Consider the following 20,879-nt stretch of genomic DNA (forward strand, 5'->3'; position numbering starts at 1 on the left):
TTAGACCTCCAGCGCCTCAGCGATGACGCCGCACGAGCGGGCCAGCACATCGAGGTCGTCGATCGTCTTGCGTGGCAGGGAAATTCCTTCGGACTTTGCCTTGCGGAGGTTTCGGTCCTCGATCTCGCCGGGGTAGAAGATCTCGTCATGCCCCGCCGCCAGGGGCACGTCCTTGGTGGAGTCGATCAGTTGGCTGAGGTCGTGTCGAAAGCCTGGCGACGGCCGAAGCGCATCGATCCGAATCGCGATGACGAGGTGGCCGCAGCCGCTGCGTTGGTCCGGGACGTAGGGGCCGGCGATGTCGGTGGCGAAGGAGCTGCCGGTGAGCACGCCGGACAGGACATCCATCATGAAGGAGATGGCGTACCCCTTGTGGCCGGCCATGGGCAGGATCAGCCCGTTGATGGCTGCCTGCGGGTCGTCGGTGGGAACGCCATCGGCGTCGATGGCCCATCCGTCGGGGATGGTCGTGCCTCGCTCCATTGCCGCATACACCTTTCCGCGCGCAACGGTCGTGTTCGCGATGTCCAGGACGACGGGGCCTAGCGGCCCTCCGGGGACGGCTACCGACCAAGGGTTGGCGCCCACCGTTTTGACCCGTCCGCCCCAAGGCGCCATGGCCGGGCTTCCGTTGGTCGTGAGGATGGCCGCGCAGCCTGCCTCGGCCATGGCACGCGTGAAGTACCCGGCGGTCCCAAAGTGGTTGCTGTTGCGGACGGCGACGACTCCCACCCCGTGGGCTGTGGAACGCGCGACGGCGAGGTCGCAGGCGGTCTTGGTGACGATCTGCCCCACGCCGTCGTGACCGTCGAGGACATTGACGGCGCCGCCATCGACGACGAGCTCGGTACTGGTGACCGGACTCATCGCCCCGGAGCGGATCCGGTCCACGTACCAGCTCAGCCGGAGCAGGCCGTGGGACGGATGGCCCCATCCATCAGCCGTGACCAGGCTGTGCGCCACGTACTCCGCGTCTTCCGGGGGCACTCCGACCGCTCTCAGGATCGCCGCACCGAGCGCGGTCAGCGTCTCGGGACGGAACGTCGTCAGGGTTGAGTCCTTCATGAGGTCCCCGTCACGGGCGAGGGGCTGAAGCGACGACGAAGGTCCGCCGCCTGCTCTGCCGTGAGCGGACGGGTGGTCTCGCTGCGCAGCAGCAGGAAGAGTCGAGCGGTCTCCTCCAGCTCTTCCAGGGCATCAGCCGCGGCGGGCAGGTCCTGTCCGGCAACCACCGGTCCGTGGTTCGCCAGCAGCAGGGCGTGACACTGTCGCGCGGTGGCCTCGGCCAGCTCGCCCAGGGAGTCGTCGCCCGGGGCGTGGTAGGTCAGCAGCGGAAGTCGTCCCACGCGCATGACGTAGTAGGCGGTCAGCGGCGGCAGGGCGTCCTCGGGGTCGACGTCGGCCAGGCAGGACACTGCGACCGAGTAGGTGCTGTGGGTGTGGACGACGGCTTTCGCGTCCGGGCGAGCGCGGTACATGGCCGCGTGCAGGAACGCCTCCTTGGAGGGGCGGGGCCCATCGACGTGTTCGCCCGTGGTCGCGTCGAGCACCGACAGGGCGTCGGGGTCGAGCGAGCCGAGGGACACACCCGTCGGGGTGAGCAGCATCTGGGTGCCGACGCGGGCGCTGATGTTGCCAGTGCGCCCGAAGGTCAGGCGACGCTCGAAGAAGGAAGCGCCCAGGTCGACGATGTCTCGGCGGACGGTGGACTCGGTGGTCATGATTGGGTCGCCGCTCTCGTGAGTAGGTCGGGGCTGCCGAAGTTGCCGGACTTCAGGAGCAGCGCCGTGGGTTCGTCGTCGCTGGTCAGGCACCAGGGCACGCCTCGGTCAGCCTCTTGGGCGACGACGACCGACCGGACCCCGAGTGCCTGAACGACTGCACCTGAGGTCTCGCCTCCAGCGACCACGACACGCCTGACCCCGCGTGCCACCGCGTGGTGTGCCGTCCGGGCCAGGACCTCTTCCAGCACTTCCCCCGTCTTCTCGCCAAACACGTGGTGTGTCAGCGCGCGTTCATCGGCGGTGGCGCTGGCATAGACCATCAACGCCGTGCCCGTGGGTGTGCTGTCAAGCCATGCGCGCACGCCCTCCCACAACGACTCAAGGGTGTCGCCGGTCACCGGTGTGAGCCGGTACGACGGGAACCTCTCGGTCGCCCGGCGGACCTGGTCGAGTGTCGCGGCTGAGCAGGAACCAGCGACGATCACAGCAGGTCCTGGAGGGAGTTTCGCCGGGAGGGTGGGTGTGGTGTCAGCGGCGCGCAGCTCTGCCATTGCCCGCGCCAGACCGGCCCCACCGGTCGTGACCCGCCACGATGAGGTCGCGGCGGCGAGCGTCCGGAGGTCGGCGTCGTCGACGGCGTCGGCCACGATGTGGCGCACCCCTTGGCTGCGCAGCTGGAACAGACGCAGTTCTGCTGGGCCGGCTCCGTCAGCGAGGTACTCGTGACCGAGGTGCCCAACCTGGTGCCGTGTCTGGGGTGCGAGCACACGACGCAGGTCCGAATCTGTCATCGGAGTGAGGGGATGGTTGGCCATGGAGGACTCGGACAGGAGCCTGTCGTTGACGAAGAGGTGCCCCTGGAAGACCGTCCGGCCGTGTTCTGGGGAGGCCGGACACAGCACCGTTTCGCCGTCGCCAATCTCGTCGAGGACGGCATCGACGACGGGTCCGATGTTCCCGTTGGGGGTGGAGTCGAATGTCGAGCAGTACTTCACGTAGAACCGGTCGACGCCCCCCTGCCTCATCCAACGCACGGAGTCGAGACTCGCCTGGACTGCTTCGGCCGCGGGCGCTGTCCGCGTCTTGAGCGCGACGACAACAGCGTCGCAGTCCGGGACGGGGATGTCCGGATCCGGAACCCCGAACACGAGGGCAGTGCTGATGCCGCTGCGTCGCAGCGCCGATGCGACATCGGTACCACCGGTGTAGTCGTCGGCCACGCAGCCCAGCCAGGGCCCGGTCGTCATCGCGGGCCCACCGACTCCTCGCCCACGACCCGAGCGCGCAGGGCGGTGGCCGCCAGCAGCGGAGGGCTGAGCACGGGCTTGCGCAGGGTGCGCTCGAGCCCGGCGCGGGCAGGGGCAAGCGAGAAGTTGGCCAAGATGACGGCGTCCACGTCCTTCAAGTGCGGTGACGCGGCGGTCGCCAGAACCTTCTCGAGCTTCTTGACGTCACCCTCGGCAACGGCCGCTGGTGCACCCGCGACTACCTCGCCGAGGATCTCGGTGTTCGTGGACCTCTGGGACCCGGCCAGCACCTTGCGCAGCCGGTCCACCGAGTCCTGCACGGCGGGAGGCAGCGGCCCCAGCAGCAGCACCGACCCGAAGCCCCGTCGGGCAACCTCGGCGAAGAGCTCCTCGTCGGAGCTCAGCATCGGCACTGAACTGGTCTGACGCTGCCTATCCAGGACAGGGCCGTACATCGAGCACGCGAGCAGCACCGCATCGGCGCCGCCGTTGACGGCGTAGTCGATCAGCGTGGCCATGCGGGTCGACAACTGCGGTGTCAGCCCCCCGGCGGCCTCCGCGTCAGTGACGAGGCGATCGTCCAGCAGGCTCCAGACGGTCGCCTCCGGGAAGCCCGCGGCGATCGCCGCTTTGGCCGGGCCCACCGAGGCGGGGGTGGCGTTGATGACTGCCACTGTGGGCGGTCGGTCGCCGCTGATCCTGGTCATGACCGCCGGCTCACAGCTGCTTGATGGAAGCTGCGACCGCCTCGGCGAACTCGCGGCAGCCGACGGTGCCACCCATGTCCTTGGTGGCGGTCCCGGCAGCGACGGTGGCCGCCACGCCCTGCTCGATGAGCCTCGCGGCGCGGACCATCAGCTCGTCGTCGTTGCGGGTGCCCAGCCAGTCGAAGAGCATGGCCGTGGACAGGATCATCGCGATGGGGTTGGCCTTGTCCTGGCCCGCGATGTCGGGGGCCGAGCCGTGCGCGGCCTGAGCCATGGCACGGTCGTGCGAAGCGTTGAGCGACGGTGCGAGGCCCAGTGACCCGGCCAGCTCTCCGGCGAGGTCGGAAAGGATGTCGCCGAACATGTTCTCGGTGACCAGGACGTCGAACTCGTTGGCCCGTCGGACCAAGTGCACGGTCATGGCGTCGATGTGGAAGTCGTCGAGGGCAACCTCGGGATAGTCCAGGGCGACCTCGCGGCAGACGTCGCGGAACAGGCCGGTGGTCATCTTGAGCACGTTCGCCTTGTGCACGATGGTGACCTTCTTGCGGCGGCGCATCGCAAGCTCGAACGCCTCCTTGGCGATCCGCTCGCACGCCTGCCGCGTGATGATGCCCAACGCGATGGCCACATCCGGGGTGGGCATGAACTCACCGGTGCCGMGGTAGGTGGACCGGTCGGCGTAGAAGCCCTCGGTGTTCTCCCGCATGATCACGAGGTCGGTACCGGGGACAACGGCCTTGGCGCCCTCGAACGACTTCGCCGGGCGCACGTTGGCGAACAGGTCGAAGTGCTTGCGGATGGTGCCGCTGGGGTTGAGCTCGGACTTGAACGGCTCGGGGTAGGCGGCGCTGTCGTGCGGGCCCAGGAGCCAGCCGTCGGTCTCGGCCAGGGCGGCCAGGGTGGCCCTGGGCGTGGACTCGCCGAACTCCTCGATCGCGCCGAAGCCGAGTGGGAGCTCCTTCCAGCTGATGGCTGGGGCTCCGGCGGCTTCGATGGCGGCGTCGGCGATGAGGACGGATGCGGGGACGATCTCGGGGCCGATGCCGTCACCGTTCAGGACACCGAGGGTGTACTGGCGGGGGGTGGTGGTCGTGGTCACGGGTTGTTCCTCTGTTCGGGCGAGCGGGGTCAGTGGGAGACGGTCAGGAGGGCTTGGGCGTCCTCGGACAGGACGTCGGCTTGGGTGTAGACGAGGCAGGCATCGGGGTCGACGGTGAGGTTGACCGGACCTGCCAGACCGCCACGGTCGTTGACGACCTGGACGACGTGGTCTCCGACCTTGAGGTCGTACTCGAATCGCGAGCCCAGGTAGGAGGTGGTCAGCACCTCGGCGCTGATGACGTTGGTGCCGGGCATGGCCACGTCGTCGGCGGGCAGCACGTTGAGCTTCTCGGGGCGCACCGCCACGGTGATGTGGTCGCCCACCGAGACCTTCTCAGGCGTTTCGACCACCATCTGCTGGCCGTTCGCGGCGAGTTTGACGGCGATGCCGGATGTGGTGGTGTCAGTGACGGTGGCCTCGAGGAAGTTGCATCGGCCGACGAATGCCGCGACCTCTGCGGTGGCGGGCGTCTCGTAGATCTCGGTGGGTGTGCCCACCTGGATCATGTGTCCGTGGGACATGACGGCGATGCGGTCGCTCAGGGCGAGTGCCTCGTCCTGGTCATGGGTGACGTAGACGGTGGTGATGCCAAGGTCGGTCTGGAGCCGCTTCAGCCAGGCTCGGGCCTGCTCGCGGAGCTTGGCGTCGAGGTTGGACAKGGGCTCGTCCAGCAGCAGGACGTTGGGCGAGTAGACGAGGGCTCGAGCGAGGGCGACGCGTTGCTGCTGGCCACCGGACAACTGGTGGGGGTAGCGCTCCCGCAGGTGCAGGAGTCCGACCTTGTCCAGCGCCTCGTCGATCAGACGCCGCTGCTCGGCCTTGTCGACCTTGCGGATCTGCAGCGGCATGGCCAGGTTCGCGGCGATGGTCTTGTGGGGCCACAGTGCGTACGACTGGAAGACCATGCCGAGGTTGCGGCCCTCGGGCGGTACGAAGAGCTTCTTGTCGGTGTCGACGAAGGGCGTGTCGCCGACCGCAATCGCTCCGCTCGTGGGCTGTTCGAGGCCGGCGATGCAGTTGAGGGTGGTGGACTTTCCGCAGCCGCTGGGGCCAAGGAGGGTGAAGAACTCGCCGTCCTTGATGGTGAAGTCGACGTTGTCGAGAACGACGTTGTCGCCGAACATCTTGTTCAGGTTGGAGACCTTGACGTCAGGCATCTTTGTTGTGTCCCTTCAGGAGGAGTCCGGCGAGCCCGACGAAGGCTGCGGTGATGGCGATTTGGATTGAGGCGAGGGCGGCGACGGATCCCGTGTTGCCCTGGACCCAGAGCTCGAGCATCGTCGTGCCGATGATGTTGGTGTCGGCGGAACCGAGGAAGACGGCCGGCGAGTACTCCTTGAGCATGGTCACGAAGGTCAGGACCAGCGCGCCGGCGAAGGCGGGGGTGAGGAGCTTGGCGAGGATCATGGTGAAGGTCTTGATCCAGTCGGCACCGGAGACGCGGGCGGCATTGTCGAGCTCTTGGCCGATCTGCATGACCGAAGGGGCGAGTGAGCCGAATCCGCTTGGTAGCGCTCGAAGTCCGAAGCCGATGATCAGGGCCCAGAGGCTGCCCTGGATGAACTTGTCGATCCCGAAGGGCGCGTAGGCGAAGGCCCAGAAGAGCCCGATACCCACGATGATTCCGGGCATGGCCTGTGGCGCCAGGGCCAGGTACTCCGCGGCGCGCCGGTACCGGAAGTTGGAGCGGCGAGCCACCATGACGGCCAGGAGCGCGACCACGCTGACGAGCACGGCTCCGACTGCGGCGACGATGAGACTGTTCTTGATGGACTGGATGTATGCCGCGTAGGTGAAGATCCGGTCGTAGTTGGCCATGGACAGCGTCTTGAGCGGTGACTGCAGTGGGCTGAAGACCAGCGTGAAGGAGCGGAACACCAGACCGGCGATCGGCACGAAGGCGCCCATGACCACGTAGAACACGATGGCGACGAGGCTGACCCACTTGAGCCACCCGAGGTCGAGCTTGCGTGGCCTGGTGGCCTTGCCGCGTACGGAGACGAAGCGCTGAGCATCCTTGAGGAGCTTGGCCTGGACGGCGACGAGGCTGATGGTGACCAGCAGGATCAGGGCCGAGGCTGCTCCCAAGATGCCGTAGTCCGGGTTGATGGACTGCAGGCCGTTGCGGTACAGGAAGGTGGAGAACACCTGGATGTTGGCGGGCTGACCGTAGAGCAGTGGGACGCTGAGCGTCTCGACGGACATCGAGATGACCAGGATCGAGCTGTAGACGATCGGCGGCCTGAGCATCGGCAGGATGACCTGGAACAGGATGCGGAGCGGTCCGGCGCCGCAGACCTGGGCGGCCGACTCGAGTGAGGCGTCGCTCTGGCGCAGGGCACCTGCGCAGAACGTGTAGGCGATTGGCGCCAGAGCGACGGCCTCGGTCAAGGCCATCCCGGGGATGGAGTACAGGTTCCACGGGACGACTCCCAGGACCTGACGGACCTGGACGCTGACGAACCCTGCGGGTCCGTACATGGTGATCCAGCCGAAGCCGAGGATCAGCGAGGAGATGAAGAACGGCCACTGCATCGCTGCCGCGAGGATCCGTCCTCCGGGGATCTTGGTCCGCACCACCACGACCGCCATGGGGACGGCGATCGCGAGGGTGAGCACCGTGGTGAGGCCGGCGAAGAGCACCGTGTTGAGCATGACCTTGCCGAAGCCTGCCTCGGTGAACAGCTTGGCGTAGTTGTCCAGGCTGAGCACTCCGCCGGCCTCGTAGAGCGGCCGGTCGAGCAGGGACTGGTACAGGGTCGGAACCACCGGGGCCAGAACCAGGACGGCCAGCAGGATGATGACTGCCCAGTGCAGCAGCACCTCTCGTCCTTGGCCGAGGACCCGCCGGTACCGGGGTGCCGGGTACGCCCCCGGTGCCGGCGGGCTGTCGCTGCGTCGCGGCGACGTCGTTGTCGTTGTCATGGTTCTCGAAGCCCTTCGTGTCCTCGGTGCGGTCGTTGGCTGTCTGGTCAGCGGCCGAGCAGGCCGTCCCAGCGGGTCGTGAACGCCTTCACCTTGTCCTCGGGGACCTTGGTGTACTTGACGTTGATGACGTTGGCCTCGCCGACCTTCTTGACGAGCTCCTGGTAGGTGTGCCGGCCGTCAGTGGCCTCGATCCCGTCGCGGTAGGAGGTCAGGCCGCCTTCCGCGACTGCGCGCTGGCCCTCTTCGGAGAGGACGAAGTCGGTGAAGAGCTTGGCCGTCGCGGTGTGCGGGGCCTTCGCTGCGATGCCGATGCCGCGCGGGAGCACGACGGTTCCGTCGTCCAGGAAGGTCAGGCCCAGGAGTCCACCGCTCTGCTCAACCTTGGGGTAGGCGGGCGCGGCGCTGACGAAGAAGCCTGCGAGGTACTCACCGGCGGTGATCTTCTCCAGCTGGGTTCCCGACGAGGACTCGGCCTTGCCCAGCGGGAGGAGCTTCTCCAGCGACGCCCAAGAGTCGGGTCGCGCCTCAGTGAAGGCGTTCGAGACGGTGAAGCCGAAGGCACCGCCGACGTCGCGCGTCGTGATCTTGCCCTTGTAGGTGTTGGGGTCCTTGGCGACGATGTCGGCCAGGCTCTTGAGCCCGGTCGGCTTGTCCTTCATCAGCGACGCGTTGTAGACGATCGACATCGGGTCGGTCGACATCGAGTAGACGTTCGGCATGAGGGTCGCCACCTCGGGCAGCTTGGCCAGCTCGGGGGACTTGTACTCCAGCAGCGTCCCGGGCCGCTCACCGAAGTCGGCCCACGCCTGTGCTGCGTTGGAGACCAGGATGTCCGCCGGCGAACCACCGGTGGCCTGCTCGCTGAGGACCTTCTGGAAGACCTCGTCGCTGTCGAGGTTGTTGGCAGCGATCTTCTTGACCCAGGGGTACTTCTTCTGGAAGTCGCGGAAGATCGGGGCCCAGTTCTCCTGGTCGGTGTTGGAGTAGATCGTCAGGGTGCCGCCCTCGGTCTTGGAGGCGGTGATGACGTCCTTGTACTCGGCCGGGTAGTAGCTCGGGGCCTCGCCGGTCTTGACCACGTTGTTGGCGCCGGGCTCGGGGGTGTCGCTGGTTCCGCAGGCTGCCACGAGGGTCAGGGATGCGACGGCGCCGAGGGCCAGGGCCACCCGGGCGGGGCGTCGTCGAACGATACGAGCGGCGCCCAGTGGGACAGCAGTCATGCTCTTCCTCCTTGAAGAACGAGGCCCATTGCCTCGGGGTGTTCGCACTAGAGTGACGGTTATAACCTATGACGTCAAGCCCTCAGTGACCCCCTTCTTGATCAGGGGAGCCTCGGAAGCCCTCCCCTAGGCCCCCTTCATCCGCCTGTGTGCTACATCGCACGGCACTTGAAGTGTGCGAATGCTTGCCAACTAGGGGCAGAGTTGCGCTACGTTATAACCCAATCACGGAGGAGAGCCGCATGTCGCAGCCAGCAGAGTTGTACGAGACCAAGAGCGATTTTGCGTACCGTCAGGTCCGCGACCGGATCCTTTCCGGCGAACTCGGCCCCGGCACCGTCATCCAGCAGCGCGACTTGGCGAGCAACATCGGCATCAGCACCACACCCCTGCGTGAGGCCCTGCGCAGGTTGAAGAGCGAGGGACTGGTCGAGCTCGATGCCCACCGTGACGCCCGAATCTCCTCCTTGCGAGCAGAGGAAGCACGCGACCTGCTCGAGCTCCGCCGATCGCTCGACCCACTGGCCGCGGCCCTCGCAGCCGAGCGCCGAACGAAGTCCGACATCCAAGCCATCCGTGCGGCGGCCGAAGGCCTGGACCCGCTGCCCTCCCACCCGGCCGTCGAGCAGCTTGTGGCCCACCGCCGGTTCCACGCCGCCATCTACATGGCCTCCCACAACGAGCTCTTGATCGACACCCTTGAGGCGCTGTGGGACAAGGCTGACCGCTACCGACGGCTGGCCCTCCAGACCGACCGGGGCCAGGCGGCCCGCGACCAGAAGGCTCGTGAGCACGACCTGCTGGTTCAGTACGTCATCGCCGGCGAGAGCGAAGCAGCGGGCGCGGTGATGCGCGAGCACATCGACACCAGTCTCGGAGCCACGGCTGTGTGGAGGCTCGGGCACCCCGAGCCGTCCGCCAAGTGACACATGGCCCGCACCGCACCGCCGTGGACGGTGCTGCGTGGACCGTGGGCGGTCCTGCTGGCGCATGCCCTGCTGGTGCAGGTGCTGACGTTCGTCGTCCGACCCACCACCACCTACCGGGCCATCGAGCTCGGCCTGAGCAGCAGCCTGCTCGGTCTGCTCTCGGCATGCTTCGCGGTCGCTCCCCTGCTGCTCGCCCTTCCCAGTGGGGCCCTGACCGACTGGGTGGGCGAGCGAACCATGGCGGTCGCCGGCTCCGCCTTCATCGTGGCCTCCGTCTCGACCCTGACCCTGGCCGGGCAGTCCCTCGCCGCACTGGTGGTCGGCACGGTCCTGTTGGGGCTTGGCCACCTCTGCAGTGTCATCGCCGAGCAGACCTGGGTGGCGAACCGCGTCACGGGCACAGGCGCCGACCGCGCCTTCGGCCGGTACACGTTTGCCGCCTCGTTGGGGCAGACGATCGGACCGGCGCTCCTGCTCCTCTTCGGCGCTGATCAGGCGATCCCCGACACCAGCGCCATCTTCATCGCAGCCTGCGGGGCCGCCGGACTCTTGGCGCTCGTCTCCTTCGGGTTCTCCAGCACCAGCACATCTACGCGCCAGACGCGGCCCGGCGCCGCGGGCACTGGTCGCCTCTTGCGGATGCCAGGGCTCGCCCGGGCCCTCGTGACGAGCTGTGTCGTTCTCGCGGCGGTCGACATCACCTTGGCCTACCTTCCGGCGCTCGGCGCCGAACGAGGGATCAGCGCCGGCATGGTGGGAGTACTGCTGGCTTTGCGCGGCCTCACGTCGATGGCCTCACGCATCACCCTTGGACGACTGGTCGCCCGACTCGGTCGCCAGCGACTCCTCGTCTCCTTCACCCTGCTGTCCGCCGTGGCCATGGCTGCAGCCGCCCTGCCACTGGGCATCGCCTTCCTTGCGGTGTGCATCGCCGTTGCCGGGTTTGGACTCGGGGTAGGACAGCCCCTGACCATGTCCTGGCTGTCCGACTCTGCCCCGCCCGGCGCGCGCGGCAAGGCGATGTCGCTGCGGATCGTCGGCAACCGGGCCGGACAGGTCGTCCTGCCAGCCGCCGCTGGCGCGATGGCGGCCACCACTGGAGCCGCCGGCGTACTGATCGTGACGGGCGCCAGCCTCGCAGCCGTTGGACTGGCCGCACGCAACCTTCCCTCAGCAGCTGCGACCTGACCATGTCCACCACCAAGTCACAACCTGCCCAAGCACTCACCAACACCCAGGAGTCATGCATGAAGCCCACCGCCGACATCTACGACGACCAGGGAGAGGCCCTGCAGTCGTGCTACACCCAGCTCCGCAACTATGGAGGGCACGCTGCCTTCGAGGGTGAGATCACGACCATCAAAGTCTTCGAGGACAACATCCTCGTCAAGACCGCCATTGCGGAGGACGGGGCTGGACGTGTTCTCGTCGTGGACGGTGCTGGATCGCTGTCCTGCGCCCTCATGGGGGACAGGATGGCCGACCGGGCAGCCGCGAACGGGTGGGCCGGGGTGGTCATCAACGGGGCGGTACGTGATGTCGAGGCGCTCTCGGGCATCGCGTTGGGTGTGAAGGCCCTCGGCTCCAACCCGCGCAGAAGCGGCAAAGAGAACGTCGGGCAGCGCGACGTGGACGTGGTCTTCGGCGGCGTTACATTCCGGCCGGGGCTGCGCCTCTACAGCGACTCGGACGGCATTCTCGTCACGCGCAGCTAAGGGCAACGACCTTTCGACAGACTCCTGGGGCCAGCCGTGTATACCGCATCGGTCTGCCCGTAACATCGCCAATCGGAACGGTGCGAAACTCCATCGCGATTGCATACCCCCACCCCTGGTGTCCGTGCGGGTCACGGGCGCGGGAGTCCGACGGTCACAGCCTTCGAAACCAAGATTTCCCCGCGAATCTTCGAAGCTTTCGCGATGGATCTACAGGCCGGGGTATGCCGGCCGCTCACCTTCGCCTTCACGGCTCGCCAACGAAGTTCGCCGCGATTTCCCCACAGACCGTCGACGCCGGTCGGAGGCTCTTCGGCCCCGCACGAGTCGGCGCCAGTCGGCTAGGCAAGGGCTATGTTGGTCGGGACAGGTCCAACTCGTCGTCGCCCTGGACCCGGTGACTTCAGCTGATGCACCGCTCGGCAGAGGAGACATCGTGTGGCACCGCCCGGGACCAGCGTCCCGACAGGCTCGAAGAGCCGACCGGGCATCTCCGACGAGCAGGACCTTTGGCACTGGTAGGCATGCACCGAAGCCACTGTGCTTGTTTCCGCGCCGCCCCACCACCGCCGGTGGGCCGATAAGGAGACCAGTCATGGCCGAACAGGCCGCCGCAACGCCCGTCGTCCACAGCTCCGTCATCAGAGCACGACTGTGACCACTCCGATGACCACCACCCCGTTGACCTCGGACCATCAGCCCCGAGCGGCAACCAGATCGCCCTGGCTGATGCTGGCGATGGCCACCCTCGGCTTCGCGGTGAACTTCTGGGCCTGGGCGCTGATCAGCCCCCTCGGACCACTATTCCGGGCCACCGGGTCCCTCGGCACCCTGACCGAGTCCGACGTCGCCCTCCTCGTCGCTGTCCCCGTCGTGGTGGGCTCCCTCGGCCGCATCATCGTGGGCGGGCTGACCGACCGGTACGGCGGAAGGGTCATGTTTCCGATCGTCTCGGGCGTGACCATCATCCCGACCCTCTTCATCGCCTTCTTCGCCCTCGACTCCTACGCCCTGCTCATCCTCGGCGGCTTCTTCCTCGGCATCGCCGGCACCGCCTTCGCCGTGGGCGTCCCGTTCGTGAACGCGTGGTTCCCGCCGGAGAAGCGCGGTCTCGCGGTCGGCATCTTCGGCGCCGGCATGGGCGGTACCGCGATCAGCGCACTGACCACCGTCAAGCTCACCAGCCACCTGGGCGCAAAGGCACCCTTCCTCATCACTGCGGTGGTGCTGGCCGGCTACTCCCTCGCCGCCTGGCTGATCCTTCGGGACGCACCCGACCGAGTGGTGCCCACCACCTCACTGGCCTCGCGGATCTCGGCCAACGCCCGGCTCCCGATCACTTGGCAGGCGTGCCTTCTCTACGCGGTGGCCTTCGGTGGGTACGTCGCCTTCTCGGTCTACCTCCCGGCATACCTCAAGACCGCCCACCACCTCACCCCGGACAGCGCGGCCAACCGGATGGCCGGCTTCGTGCTCATCGCGGTCATCCTGCGCCCCGTCGGCGGCTGGCTCGCCGACAAGGTGGGTTCGATCCCTGTGCTGGCCACCGGGTTCGGCGTCGTCGTCGTGTGCGCCGCCATCTCCGCCGGCACCCCACCACTGCACGGCATCGGCACCCTCGCGTTCCTCGCGATGGCCGCCGCGCTCGGCTCCGGAAGCGGCGCCACGTTCGCCCTCATCGCCAAGGTCACTGAGCCTTCTCGGGTCGGGGGCGTGACCGGACTCGTCGGCGCAGCCGGAGGTCTGGGCGGTTTCGTGCCGCCACTGATCATGGGCTACGTCTACGGCCGCACCGACTCGTACGCCATCGGGCTGTGGATGCTCAGCGCCACCGCCGCACTGGCACTGCTCCTCACCGTCACGGTCGTCCGACGAACCGCCGCCCAAGGACAGGAAGCTCGTTGACCCCCTCGCACAAGAAGTCCACGTCCGACATCGGGATGGACGGCTCCCTCACGGAGGCCCTGGTCCGCAGCCGGAGGTTCTTCACCAAGGGAACCGTCTCGGACGACCTCCGGACCATCTCGCAGGTCGGAGGGCGCGAGGCCGACGACTTCTACCGCGACCGCTGGAGCCACGACAAGGTCGTGCGGTCCACCCACGGGGTGAACTGCACCGGCTCCTGCTCGTGGAAGGTCTACGTCAAGGACGGGATCATCACCTGGGAGACCCAGCAGACCGACTATCCCTCGGTCGGCCCGGACTCCCCCGAGTACGAGCCCCGCGGCTGCCCCCGTGGCGCGGCGTTCTCCTGGTACACCTACTCCCCCACTCGAGTTCGCTACCCGTATGTGCGCGGCGTCCTGCTCCAGATGTTCCGCGAGGCCAAGTCCCAGCACGACGGGGACCCGGTGAAAGCCTGGGAGCACATCGTCGAGAACCCGTTGCGGGCCAAGGCCTACAAGTCGGCGCGCGGCAAGGGCGGCCTGGTCCGCGCCACCTGGGAGGAAGCCAGCGAGATCGTCGCTGCTGCGCACGTCCACACGATCAAGAAGTACGGGCCCGACCGCGTCGCCGGATTCTCGCCCATCCCCGCGATGTCGATGGTCTCGCACGCCTCCGGCGCCAGGTTCGTGAACCTCATCGGCGGCTCCATGCTGAGCTTCTACGACTGGTACGCCGACCTCCCCGTCGCCTCCCCACAGGTCTTCGGCGACCAGACCGACGTCCCCGAGTCCGGTGACTGGTGGAACGCGGGCTACCTGATCATGTGGGGCTCCAACCTCCCCGTCACCCGCACCCCGGACGCTCACTGGATGACCGAGGCCCGATACCGCGGCCAGAAGGTCATCGCCGTCGCCCCCGACTACGCCGACAACGTGAAGTTCGCCGACGAGTGGCTGGCTGCCAAGCCCGGCACGGACGCCGCCCTCGCGATGGCGATGGGCCACGTCGTGCTGAAGGAGTTCTTCGTCGACCGCCAGACGCCCTACTTCACGCAGTACGTGAAGGCCTACACCGACCTCCCCCACCTGGTCCGCCTCGAGGAAGCGGCTGACGGTGAGTACACCGCCGGCAAGTTCCTCACCGCCGCCGACCTCCCCGACCACATCGGCGACGAGAACGCCGCCTTCAAGACCGTGCTGATCGACTCCGCCACCGGCAAGCCCGTCATCCCGAACGGGTCGCTGGGCCATCGGTACGGCGAGGCAGGGGTGGGCAGCTGGAACCTCGAGCTCGGCGACGTCGACCCGGTTCTTTCCCTCCTGGACACCGCGACCGAGTCAGTCGTCGTCCGTATGCCGCGTTTCGACACCCCTGACGGCGCGGCCGCCGACCTCCCTCGGGGCATACCCGTGCGCCGCGTCGATGGTCACCTGGTCACCACCGTCTACGACCTGCTCCTCGCGCAGTACGGGGTTGGCCGGTCGCACCAGGGTCAGGCCCTTCCGGGAGTCTGGCCGACCGGTGACAACAACGGCTACGACGACGCACAGTCGCCGTACACGCCCGCCTGGCAAGAGGCCATCACGGGAGTGCCGGCCGCCACCGCCGCTCGGATCGGGCGCGAGTTCGCCCAGAACGCCGAGGAGTCCAAGGGCCGGTCCATGATCGTCATGGGCGCCGGCACCAACCACTGGTTCCACTCCGACACGATCTACCGCGCCTTCCTCACCCTCACCAACCTCACCGGCTGCCAAGGTGTCAACGGCGGCGGCTGGGCCCACTACGTCGGACAGGAAAAGGTCCGCCCGATCACCGGCTACACCCAGATCGCCAACGCACTCGACTGGAACCGGCCGCCGCGCAACATGATCCAAACGGCTTACTGGTACTTGCACACCAACCAGTTCCGCTACGACCAGTTCGGCGCCGATACCCTCTCGGCGACCACTGGCAAGGGCCAGCTCGCGGGCAAGTCCACTGCCGACGTCATCGCCCAGAGCGCCCGGATGGGCTGGATGCCGTCCTATCCCACCTTCGACCGCAACCCGCTCGACCTCAGCGACGACGCGGCTGCCGCGGGGAAGCCGATCGGCGAGTACGTCGTCGAACAACTCAAGTCCGGCGAGCTGGACTTCGCCGGCGAGGACCCTGACGCGCCCGGCAACTACCCGAGGATCCTGTCGATCTGGCGGGCCAACCTCCTCGGCTCGTCCGGCAAGGGCAACGAGTACTTCCTCAAGCACCTGCTCGGCACCGACTCCTCGGTGCGAGCCACCGAGACACCTGAGGGGCAACGACCCGTCGATGTGTTGTGGAGGGACGAGGCACCGGAGGGAAAGCTCGACCTGCTCATGACGATCGACTTCCGCCAGACCAGCACCACGATCTTCTCCGACGTCGTCCTCCCCGCCGCCACCTGGTACGAGAAGCACGACCTCAACACCACCGACATGCACCCCTTCGTGCACTCCTTCAACCCCGCCATCGCCCCGCCGTGGCAGACCCGCACCGACTGGGACGCGTGGCAGACGATCGCCGAGAAGTTCAGCGAGCTCGCCGCCACGCACCTCGGTGTCCGCAAGGACGTGGTCGCCGTGCCGCTCACCCACGACACCCCCGACGCGATGGCCAACCCGCACGGCGTCGTGCGCGACTGGAGGAAGGGCGAGTGCGAGCCGATTCCCGGCGTCACCATGCCCAAGCTGGTCGAGGTCGAACGCGACTACGGCGCTGTCGCCGCGAAGATGAACGCACTCGGCCCACTCGTGGACACGCTCGGCGCGACCACCAAGGGCGTCACGTTCGAGCTCAGTAAGCAGGTCGACTACCTCCGGGCCAAGAACGGGGCGGTCCGAGGCGGCGTGGCCGACGGTCGGCCGTCGCTGAAGAAGGACGTCAACGTGTGCGAAGCGATCCTCGCGATGTCCGGGACCACCAACGGGCACCTGGCCACCCAGGGCTTCAAGACGCTCGAGAAGCGCACCGGCGTGCAGCTCGCCGACCTGGCCGAGGAGCACGAGGGCAAGCAGATCACCTTTGCCGACACCCAGGGACCGCCCGTCCCGGTGATCACCTCACCCGAGTGGTCGGGCTCCGAGACCGGCGGGCGGCGCTACTCCCCGTTCACCATCAACGTGGAGCGCAAGAAGCCCTGGCACACCCTGACCGGGCGGATGCACTTCTACCTCGACCACGACTGGATGACCGAGCTCGGCGAGGGTCTTCCCGTCTACCGGCCCCCGCTCAACATGGCGGCGCTGTTCGCGGAGCCCGCGCTGGGCACCGTGTCGGACGGTTCGGCCGGCCAGGTCGAAGGGCTGACCGTGCGGTACCTGACCCCACACAACAAGTGGTCGATCCACTCGGAGTACCAGGACAACCTGTTCATGCTCTCGCTCTCGCGCGGTGGCCAGAACATCTGGATGAGCGACCGCGACGCGGCCAAGGTCGGCATCAAGGACAACGACTGGATCGAGGCGGTCAACCGCAACGGCGTCGTCGTGGCCCGGGCGATCGTCTCGCACCGGATGCCGGAGGGAACGGTGTACATGTACCACGCCCAGGACCGGCTGATCGACGTACCGCTGGCGGAGACGTCCGGCAAGCGCGGAGGAATCCACAACTCACTGACCCGGCTGCTCGTGAAGCCGTCCCACCTGATCGGGGGGTACGCCCAGCTGACCTTTGCGTTCAACTATCTCGGCCCCACCGGCAACCAACGTGACGAGGTCACCATCATCCGCAAGCGCAGCCAGGACGTGACGTACTGATGAAGGTCATGGCCCAGATGGCGATGGTGATGAACCTCGACAAGTGCATCGGGTGCCACACCTGCTCGGTGACCTGCAAGCAGGCATGGACCAACCGCTCGGGCACCGAGTACATCTGGTTCAACAACGTCGAGACTCGGCCAGGGCTCGGCTACCCGCGCACCTACGAGGACCAGGAGAAGTGGAAGGGCGGCTGGGAGCTCACCAAGAGCGGCCGCATGAAGCTCAAGGCAGGCGGACGCCTCAAGAACCTGATGACGATCTTCTCCAACCCGATCCTGCCCTCGATCGGCGAGTACTACGAACCGTGGACGTACGACTACTCCACCCTCACCGACGCGCCCGCCCAGGAGCACACTCCGGTCGCACGACCCAAGTCGCTGATCAGCGGCAAGAACATGAAGATCGAGTGGTCGGCCAACTGGGACGACGACCTCGGCGGCTCCACCGAGACCGCGCACCGCGACCCCATGCTCAAGAAGATCGCCGACAAGGTGAAGTTCGAGTTCGAGCAGACCTTCATGTTCTACCTGCCCCGGATCTGCGAGCACTGCCTCAACCCGTCGTGCGCCGCGTCCTGCCCCAGCGGCGCGATCTACAAGCGCGAGGAGGACGGCATCGTCCTGGTTGACCAGGACAAGTGCCGCGGCTGGCGCAAGTGCGTCTCGGGCTGCCCCTACAAGAAGATCTACTTCAACCACCGCACCGGCAAGGCCGAGAAGTGCACGTTCTGCTTCCCGCGTATCGAGGTCGGCCTGCCAACCGTGTGCGCCGAGACCTGCGTGGGTCGGCTGCGCTACATCGGGTTGATGCTCTACGACGCCGACAAGGTCCTCGCGGCCGCCTCGACCACTGACGACCAGGGGCTGTACGAGGCCCAGCGCGACGTGTTCCTCGACCCGTTCGACCCCGAGGTGGTGCGTGAGGCGGAGAACGCCGGCATCGCCCGCGACTGGATCGACGCGGCACAGCGCTCACCGATCTACGCCCTGATCAACACCTTCAAGGTCGCACTGCCGCTCCACCCGGAGTACCGCACCATGCCCATGGTCTGGTACATCCCACCCCTGTCCCCCGTCGTCGACGTCGTCGCAGAGACCGGGGAGGACGCCGAGGACAAGGGCAACCTCTTCGCCGCGATCGACGCCCTCCGGATCCCCATCGAGTACCTCGCCGAGCTCTTCACGGCCGGCGAAGTCGAACCCGTGGACGCCGTCCTCAAGAAGCTCGCCGCGATGCGCTGCTACATGCGCGACATCAACATGGGCCGCGACCCCGACCCCTCGATCCCCGCTGCAGTAGGGATGAGCGAGGAGGAGATGTACGACATGTACCGCCTCCTCGCGATCGCGAAGTACGACGAGCGCTACGTCATCCCGCCCGCGCACGCCGAGCAGGCCCACTCCCTGGAGGAGCTGTCCACGGAGTGCTCCGTGTCGGACTACGGCGGCGGACAGCAGGACCTGTTCGGCGAGGGGTCCGGGATCCCGACGCCGATCGCGGTCGAGAACTTCCAGATGCTGCAGGACCGGCAGACCTCCGACTCGCTGGCCGGACCGAGCCACACGAAGGGCCGTGTCAACCTCCTCAACTGGGATGGCAAGGGCTCCCCACCGGGGATGTTCCCACCAACGGGCTCCGACTCATGAGCAGCCGCCGTCCCAGACCGACCCTGCCCCCCGACCAGCTCACCATCGTGTGGCAGTCGGTCTCCCTACTCCTCGACTACCCGGACGAGTTCCTGATCGCCCGCGCCGACCTGCTGAGGTCCGCCTCGCAGCGGCTGACGCCGGCGGTCGGGGGCTCCATCCGGGCCTTCCTTGACCACCTCGAGTCCACTCCGCTGCCGGAGCTCCAGGCGGACTACGTCGAGACGTTCGACACCCGGCGCCGCTGCAACCTGTTCCTGACCTACTTCGCCCACGGGGACACCCGGAAGCGCGGCATGGCACTGCTCCGGTTCAAGCAGTCGTACCTGCGCGCCGGGTTCGAGCTCGACGACGGGGAGCTGCCCGACCACCTCTGTGTGGTGCTCGAGTTCGCCGCCACCGTCGACCAGGACATCGGCCGCGACCTGATGCTCGACCACCGGGCCGGCCTCGAGCTGCTGCGACTCTCGCTGCGGGACATGGGCTCGCCGTGGGCGCACCTGATCGATGCAGTCACCGCCACGTTGCCGCCGCTGCGTGGCGACGAGCGCGATGCCGTCCGGCGGCTCGCTGCCGAGGGGCCACCCGAGGAAGAGGTCGGGCTCGCCCCGTTCGCCAACCCGCAGTTCAGCCCCGGCGCGGACACCCGTGCTGCCACGGCATCCATCGCGCTGCCCATGCCGTCGTTCCCGGTAGCCCGCACATGAACGAGTTCCTCTTCGTCATCCTCCCCTACCTGTGCCTGACGACCTTCGTGGTCGGTCACCTGTGGCGCTACCGCTACGACAAGTTCGGGTGGACCACGCGATCGTCCCAGCTCTACGAGAACCGCCTGCTGCGCATTGGGAGCCCGCTCTTCCACTTCGGGATGCTCGGCGTCGTCGGCGGCCACATCATCGGCCTGCTGGTGCCGCAGTCCTGGACGGACTGGGCCGGGGTCAGCGAGCACGCCTACCACGTGGTAGCCGTCACGGGAGGCCTGCTGGCCGGCGTGATGGCCGTGGTCGGCATGGCGATCCTGATCTACCGCAGACGCACCGTCGGCCCCGTCTTCTCCGCCACCACGCGCATGGACAAGGTCATGTACGCCTTCCTCGCCGTCGTGATCATGCTGGGCATGTGGAACACCATCGCCGGCTCGATCATGACGATCGGCGGCGAGTACAACTACCGCGAGGGCGTATCCGTCTGGTACCGCTCGTTCCTCGCGTTCCACCCCGACGCCTCCCTGATGGCGGACGCGCCGCTGGGATTCCAGCTGCACGCGCTGGTCGCCTTCGGGCTGTTCGCCCTGTGGCCCTTCACCAGGCTGGTGCACGTGTTCAGCGCGCCGATCGGCTACCTGACCCGCCCCTACATCGTCTACCGCAGTCGCGACGACACCCAGCTCGGCAGCCACCGGCCCCGTCGCGGCTGGGACCGCGTCGGCTGAGGGCCCTCCGCGCCGGCCAGACCTGAACCACAACCCTGGAGATGAGCACGATGCAGAACGAGTCCCTCAACGACCTGACGCGACACCACCTCGAGCTCGCCCGGACGGCGACCAGCGGACGGAGTGCACAGACCGTGTTCGGAGGTCACGACCATGTCCTTCGCCAGACCCTCATCGCACTCCGCGCCGGCAGCGCCCTCGACGAGCACGAGAATCCGGGCGACGCGACGGTCCAGGTCCTGCATGGGCACGTCAGGCTCGTCTCAGGGGACACCTCGTGGAGCGGGTCAACGGGGGACCTGCTGGTCGTGCCCGATGCCAGACACGCCCTCGAGGCCGACGAAGACTCCGCGATCCTCCTGAGCGTCGGCAAGAAAAACGGCTGACACCTGGCTGCCTGCCTGCGCACTGACCCAAGGCCGGGCGGCTGGCCCTGCACCGACCGGGCATCACTGCCCGATCATGCTCTGACCCGGGTGCGCCTCCTGCCACGCCAGCATCGAGGCGTCCCACTCGGCGCCTCCCAGCGCGATGAGTGACGCAGGGAAGAGGCCGTCCTCTTCCTT

At 67.4% G+C, this 20,879-nt stretch carries 17 protein-coding genes; 9 read left to right on the forward strand and 8 right to left on the reverse strand.

Going from position 1 to position 20,879, the window contains the following annotated elements; all coding sequences use genetic code 11:
• The 8 genes from AC1DVZ_RS14245 to AC1DVZ_RS14280 all read right to left on the reverse strand — a co-directional run bounded on the left by AC1DVZ_RS14245 (position 1) and on the right by AC1DVZ_RS14280 (position 8,931).
• A complete protein-coding gene (locus AC1DVZ_RS14245; protein ID WP_477618859.1) occupies positions 1-1,065 on the reverse strand; it encodes an Ldh family oxidoreductase in 1,065 nt (354 codons plus the stop codon).
• On the reverse strand, positions 1,062-1,721 hold the full coding sequence (gene otnC / locus AC1DVZ_RS14250) for a 3-oxo-tetronate 4-phosphate decarboxylase (protein ID WP_477618860.1): 660 nt from the start codon (positions 1,719-1,721) through the stop codon (positions 1,062-1,064). The genes AC1DVZ_RS14245 and otnC overlap by 4 nt, the downstream gene beginning before the upstream one ends.
• Complete coding sequence (otnK, locus tag AC1DVZ_RS14255) at positions 1,718-2,971, reverse strand: 3-oxo-tetronate kinase (RefSeq protein ID WP_477618861.1); 1,254 nt, start codon at positions 2,969-2,971, stop codon at positions 1,718-1,720. The genes otnC and otnK overlap by 4 nt, the downstream gene beginning before the upstream one ends.
• Entirely contained in the window at positions 2,968-3,678 is a 711-nt protein-coding gene (locus AC1DVZ_RS14260) for an aspartate/glutamate racemase family protein (protein WP_477618862.1), read from the reverse strand. Before AC1DVZ_RS14260 ends, otnK begins: the two co-directional genes overlap by 4 nt.
• 10 nt (positions 3,679-3,688) lie before the next feature.
• Positions 3,689-4,780, reverse strand: a complete 1,092-nt coding sequence (locus AC1DVZ_RS14265) for an isocitrate/isopropylmalate dehydrogenase family protein (RefSeq protein WP_477618863.1) — start codon at positions 4,778-4,780, stop codon at positions 3,689-3,691.
• Between the two features lie 29 nt (positions 4,781-4,809).
• On the reverse strand, positions 4,810-5,940 hold the full coding sequence (locus AC1DVZ_RS14270) for an ABC transporter ATP-binding protein (protein ID WP_477618864.1): 1,131 nt from the start codon (positions 5,938-5,940) through the stop codon (positions 4,810-4,812).
• Positions 5,933-7,606: an ABC transporter permease gene (locus AC1DVZ_RS14275; RefSeq protein ID WP_477618865.1), complete on the reverse strand. Its 1,674-nt coding sequence runs from the start codon at positions 7,604-7,606 to the stop codon at positions 5,933-5,935. The genes AC1DVZ_RS14270 and AC1DVZ_RS14275 overlap by 8 nt, the downstream gene beginning before the upstream one ends.
• 149 nt (positions 7,607-7,755) lie before the next feature.
• Entirely contained in the window at positions 7,756-8,931 is a 1,176-nt protein-coding gene (locus AC1DVZ_RS14280; RefSeq protein ID WP_477618866.1) for an ABC transporter substrate-binding protein, read from the reverse strand.
• A gap of 242 nt (positions 8,932-9,173) precedes the next feature.
• On the opposite strand from AC1DVZ_RS14280, the gene AC1DVZ_RS14285 reads away from it, so the two are divergent.
• The 9 genes from AC1DVZ_RS14285 to AC1DVZ_RS14325 all read left to right on the forward strand — a co-directional run bounded on the left by AC1DVZ_RS14285 (position 9,174) and on the right by AC1DVZ_RS14325 (position 20,699).
• Positions 9,174-9,857: a GntR family transcriptional regulator gene (locus AC1DVZ_RS14285; protein ID WP_477618867.1), complete on the forward strand. Its 684-nt coding sequence runs from the start codon at positions 9,174-9,176 to the stop codon at positions 9,855-9,857.
• 3 nt (positions 9,858-9,860) lie between these two features.
• Positions 9,861-11,048 carry an MFS transporter gene (locus tag AC1DVZ_RS14290; RefSeq protein WP_477618868.1) on the forward strand — a complete coding sequence of 396 codons (1,188 nt, stop codon included), beginning with the start codon at positions 9,861-9,863 and terminating at the stop codon, positions 11,046-11,048.
• 59 nt (positions 11,049-11,107) lie between these two features.
• Positions 11,108-11,575, forward strand: coding sequence for a ribonuclease E activity regulator RraA (rraA, locus tag AC1DVZ_RS14295; protein WP_477618869.1), 468 nt, complete (start codon positions 11,108-11,110; stop codon positions 11,573-11,575).
• Between the two features lie 738 nt (positions 11,576-12,313).
• Entirely contained in the window at positions 12,314-13,480 is a 1,167-nt protein-coding gene (locus AC1DVZ_RS14300) for an MFS transporter (RefSeq protein ID WP_477618870.1), read from the forward strand.
• A 35-nt stretch (positions 13,481-13,515) separates the two neighbouring features.
• Positions 13,516-17,232, forward strand: coding sequence for a nitrate reductase subunit alpha (locus AC1DVZ_RS14305; protein WP_477618875.1), 3,717 nt, complete (start codon positions 13,516-13,518; stop codon positions 17,230-17,232).
• Positions 17,232-18,881: a nitrate reductase subunit beta gene (gene narH, locus AC1DVZ_RS14310; RefSeq protein WP_477618871.1), complete on the forward strand. Its 1,650-nt coding sequence runs from the start codon at positions 17,232-17,234 to the stop codon at positions 18,879-18,881. Before AC1DVZ_RS14305 ends, narH begins: the two co-directional genes overlap by 1 nt.
• The gene (narJ, locus tag AC1DVZ_RS14315) at positions 18,878-19,588 is read left to right on the forward strand and encodes a nitrate reductase molybdenum cofactor assembly chaperone (RefSeq protein WP_477618872.1); all 711 of its coding nucleotides are present in this window, start codon (positions 18,878-18,880) and stop codon (positions 19,586-19,588) included. Before narH ends, narJ begins: the two co-directional genes overlap by 4 nt.
• Positions 19,585-20,313 (forward strand): respiratory nitrate reductase subunit gamma, encoded by a 729-nt coding sequence (gene narI / locus AC1DVZ_RS14320; RefSeq protein ID WP_477618873.1) that lies wholly within the window; start codon positions 19,585-19,587, stop codon positions 20,311-20,313. The genes narJ and narI overlap by 4 nt, the downstream gene beginning before the upstream one ends.
• Positions 20,314-20,354: 41 nt before the next feature.
• Positions 20,355-20,699, forward strand: coding sequence for a cupin domain-containing protein (locus AC1DVZ_RS14325; protein ID WP_477618874.1), 345 nt, complete (start codon positions 20,355-20,357; stop codon positions 20,697-20,699).
• Positions 20,700-20,879 lie beyond the last annotated feature (180 nt).

This window comes from Pedococcus sp. P2_E5 (assembly GCF_056403895.1).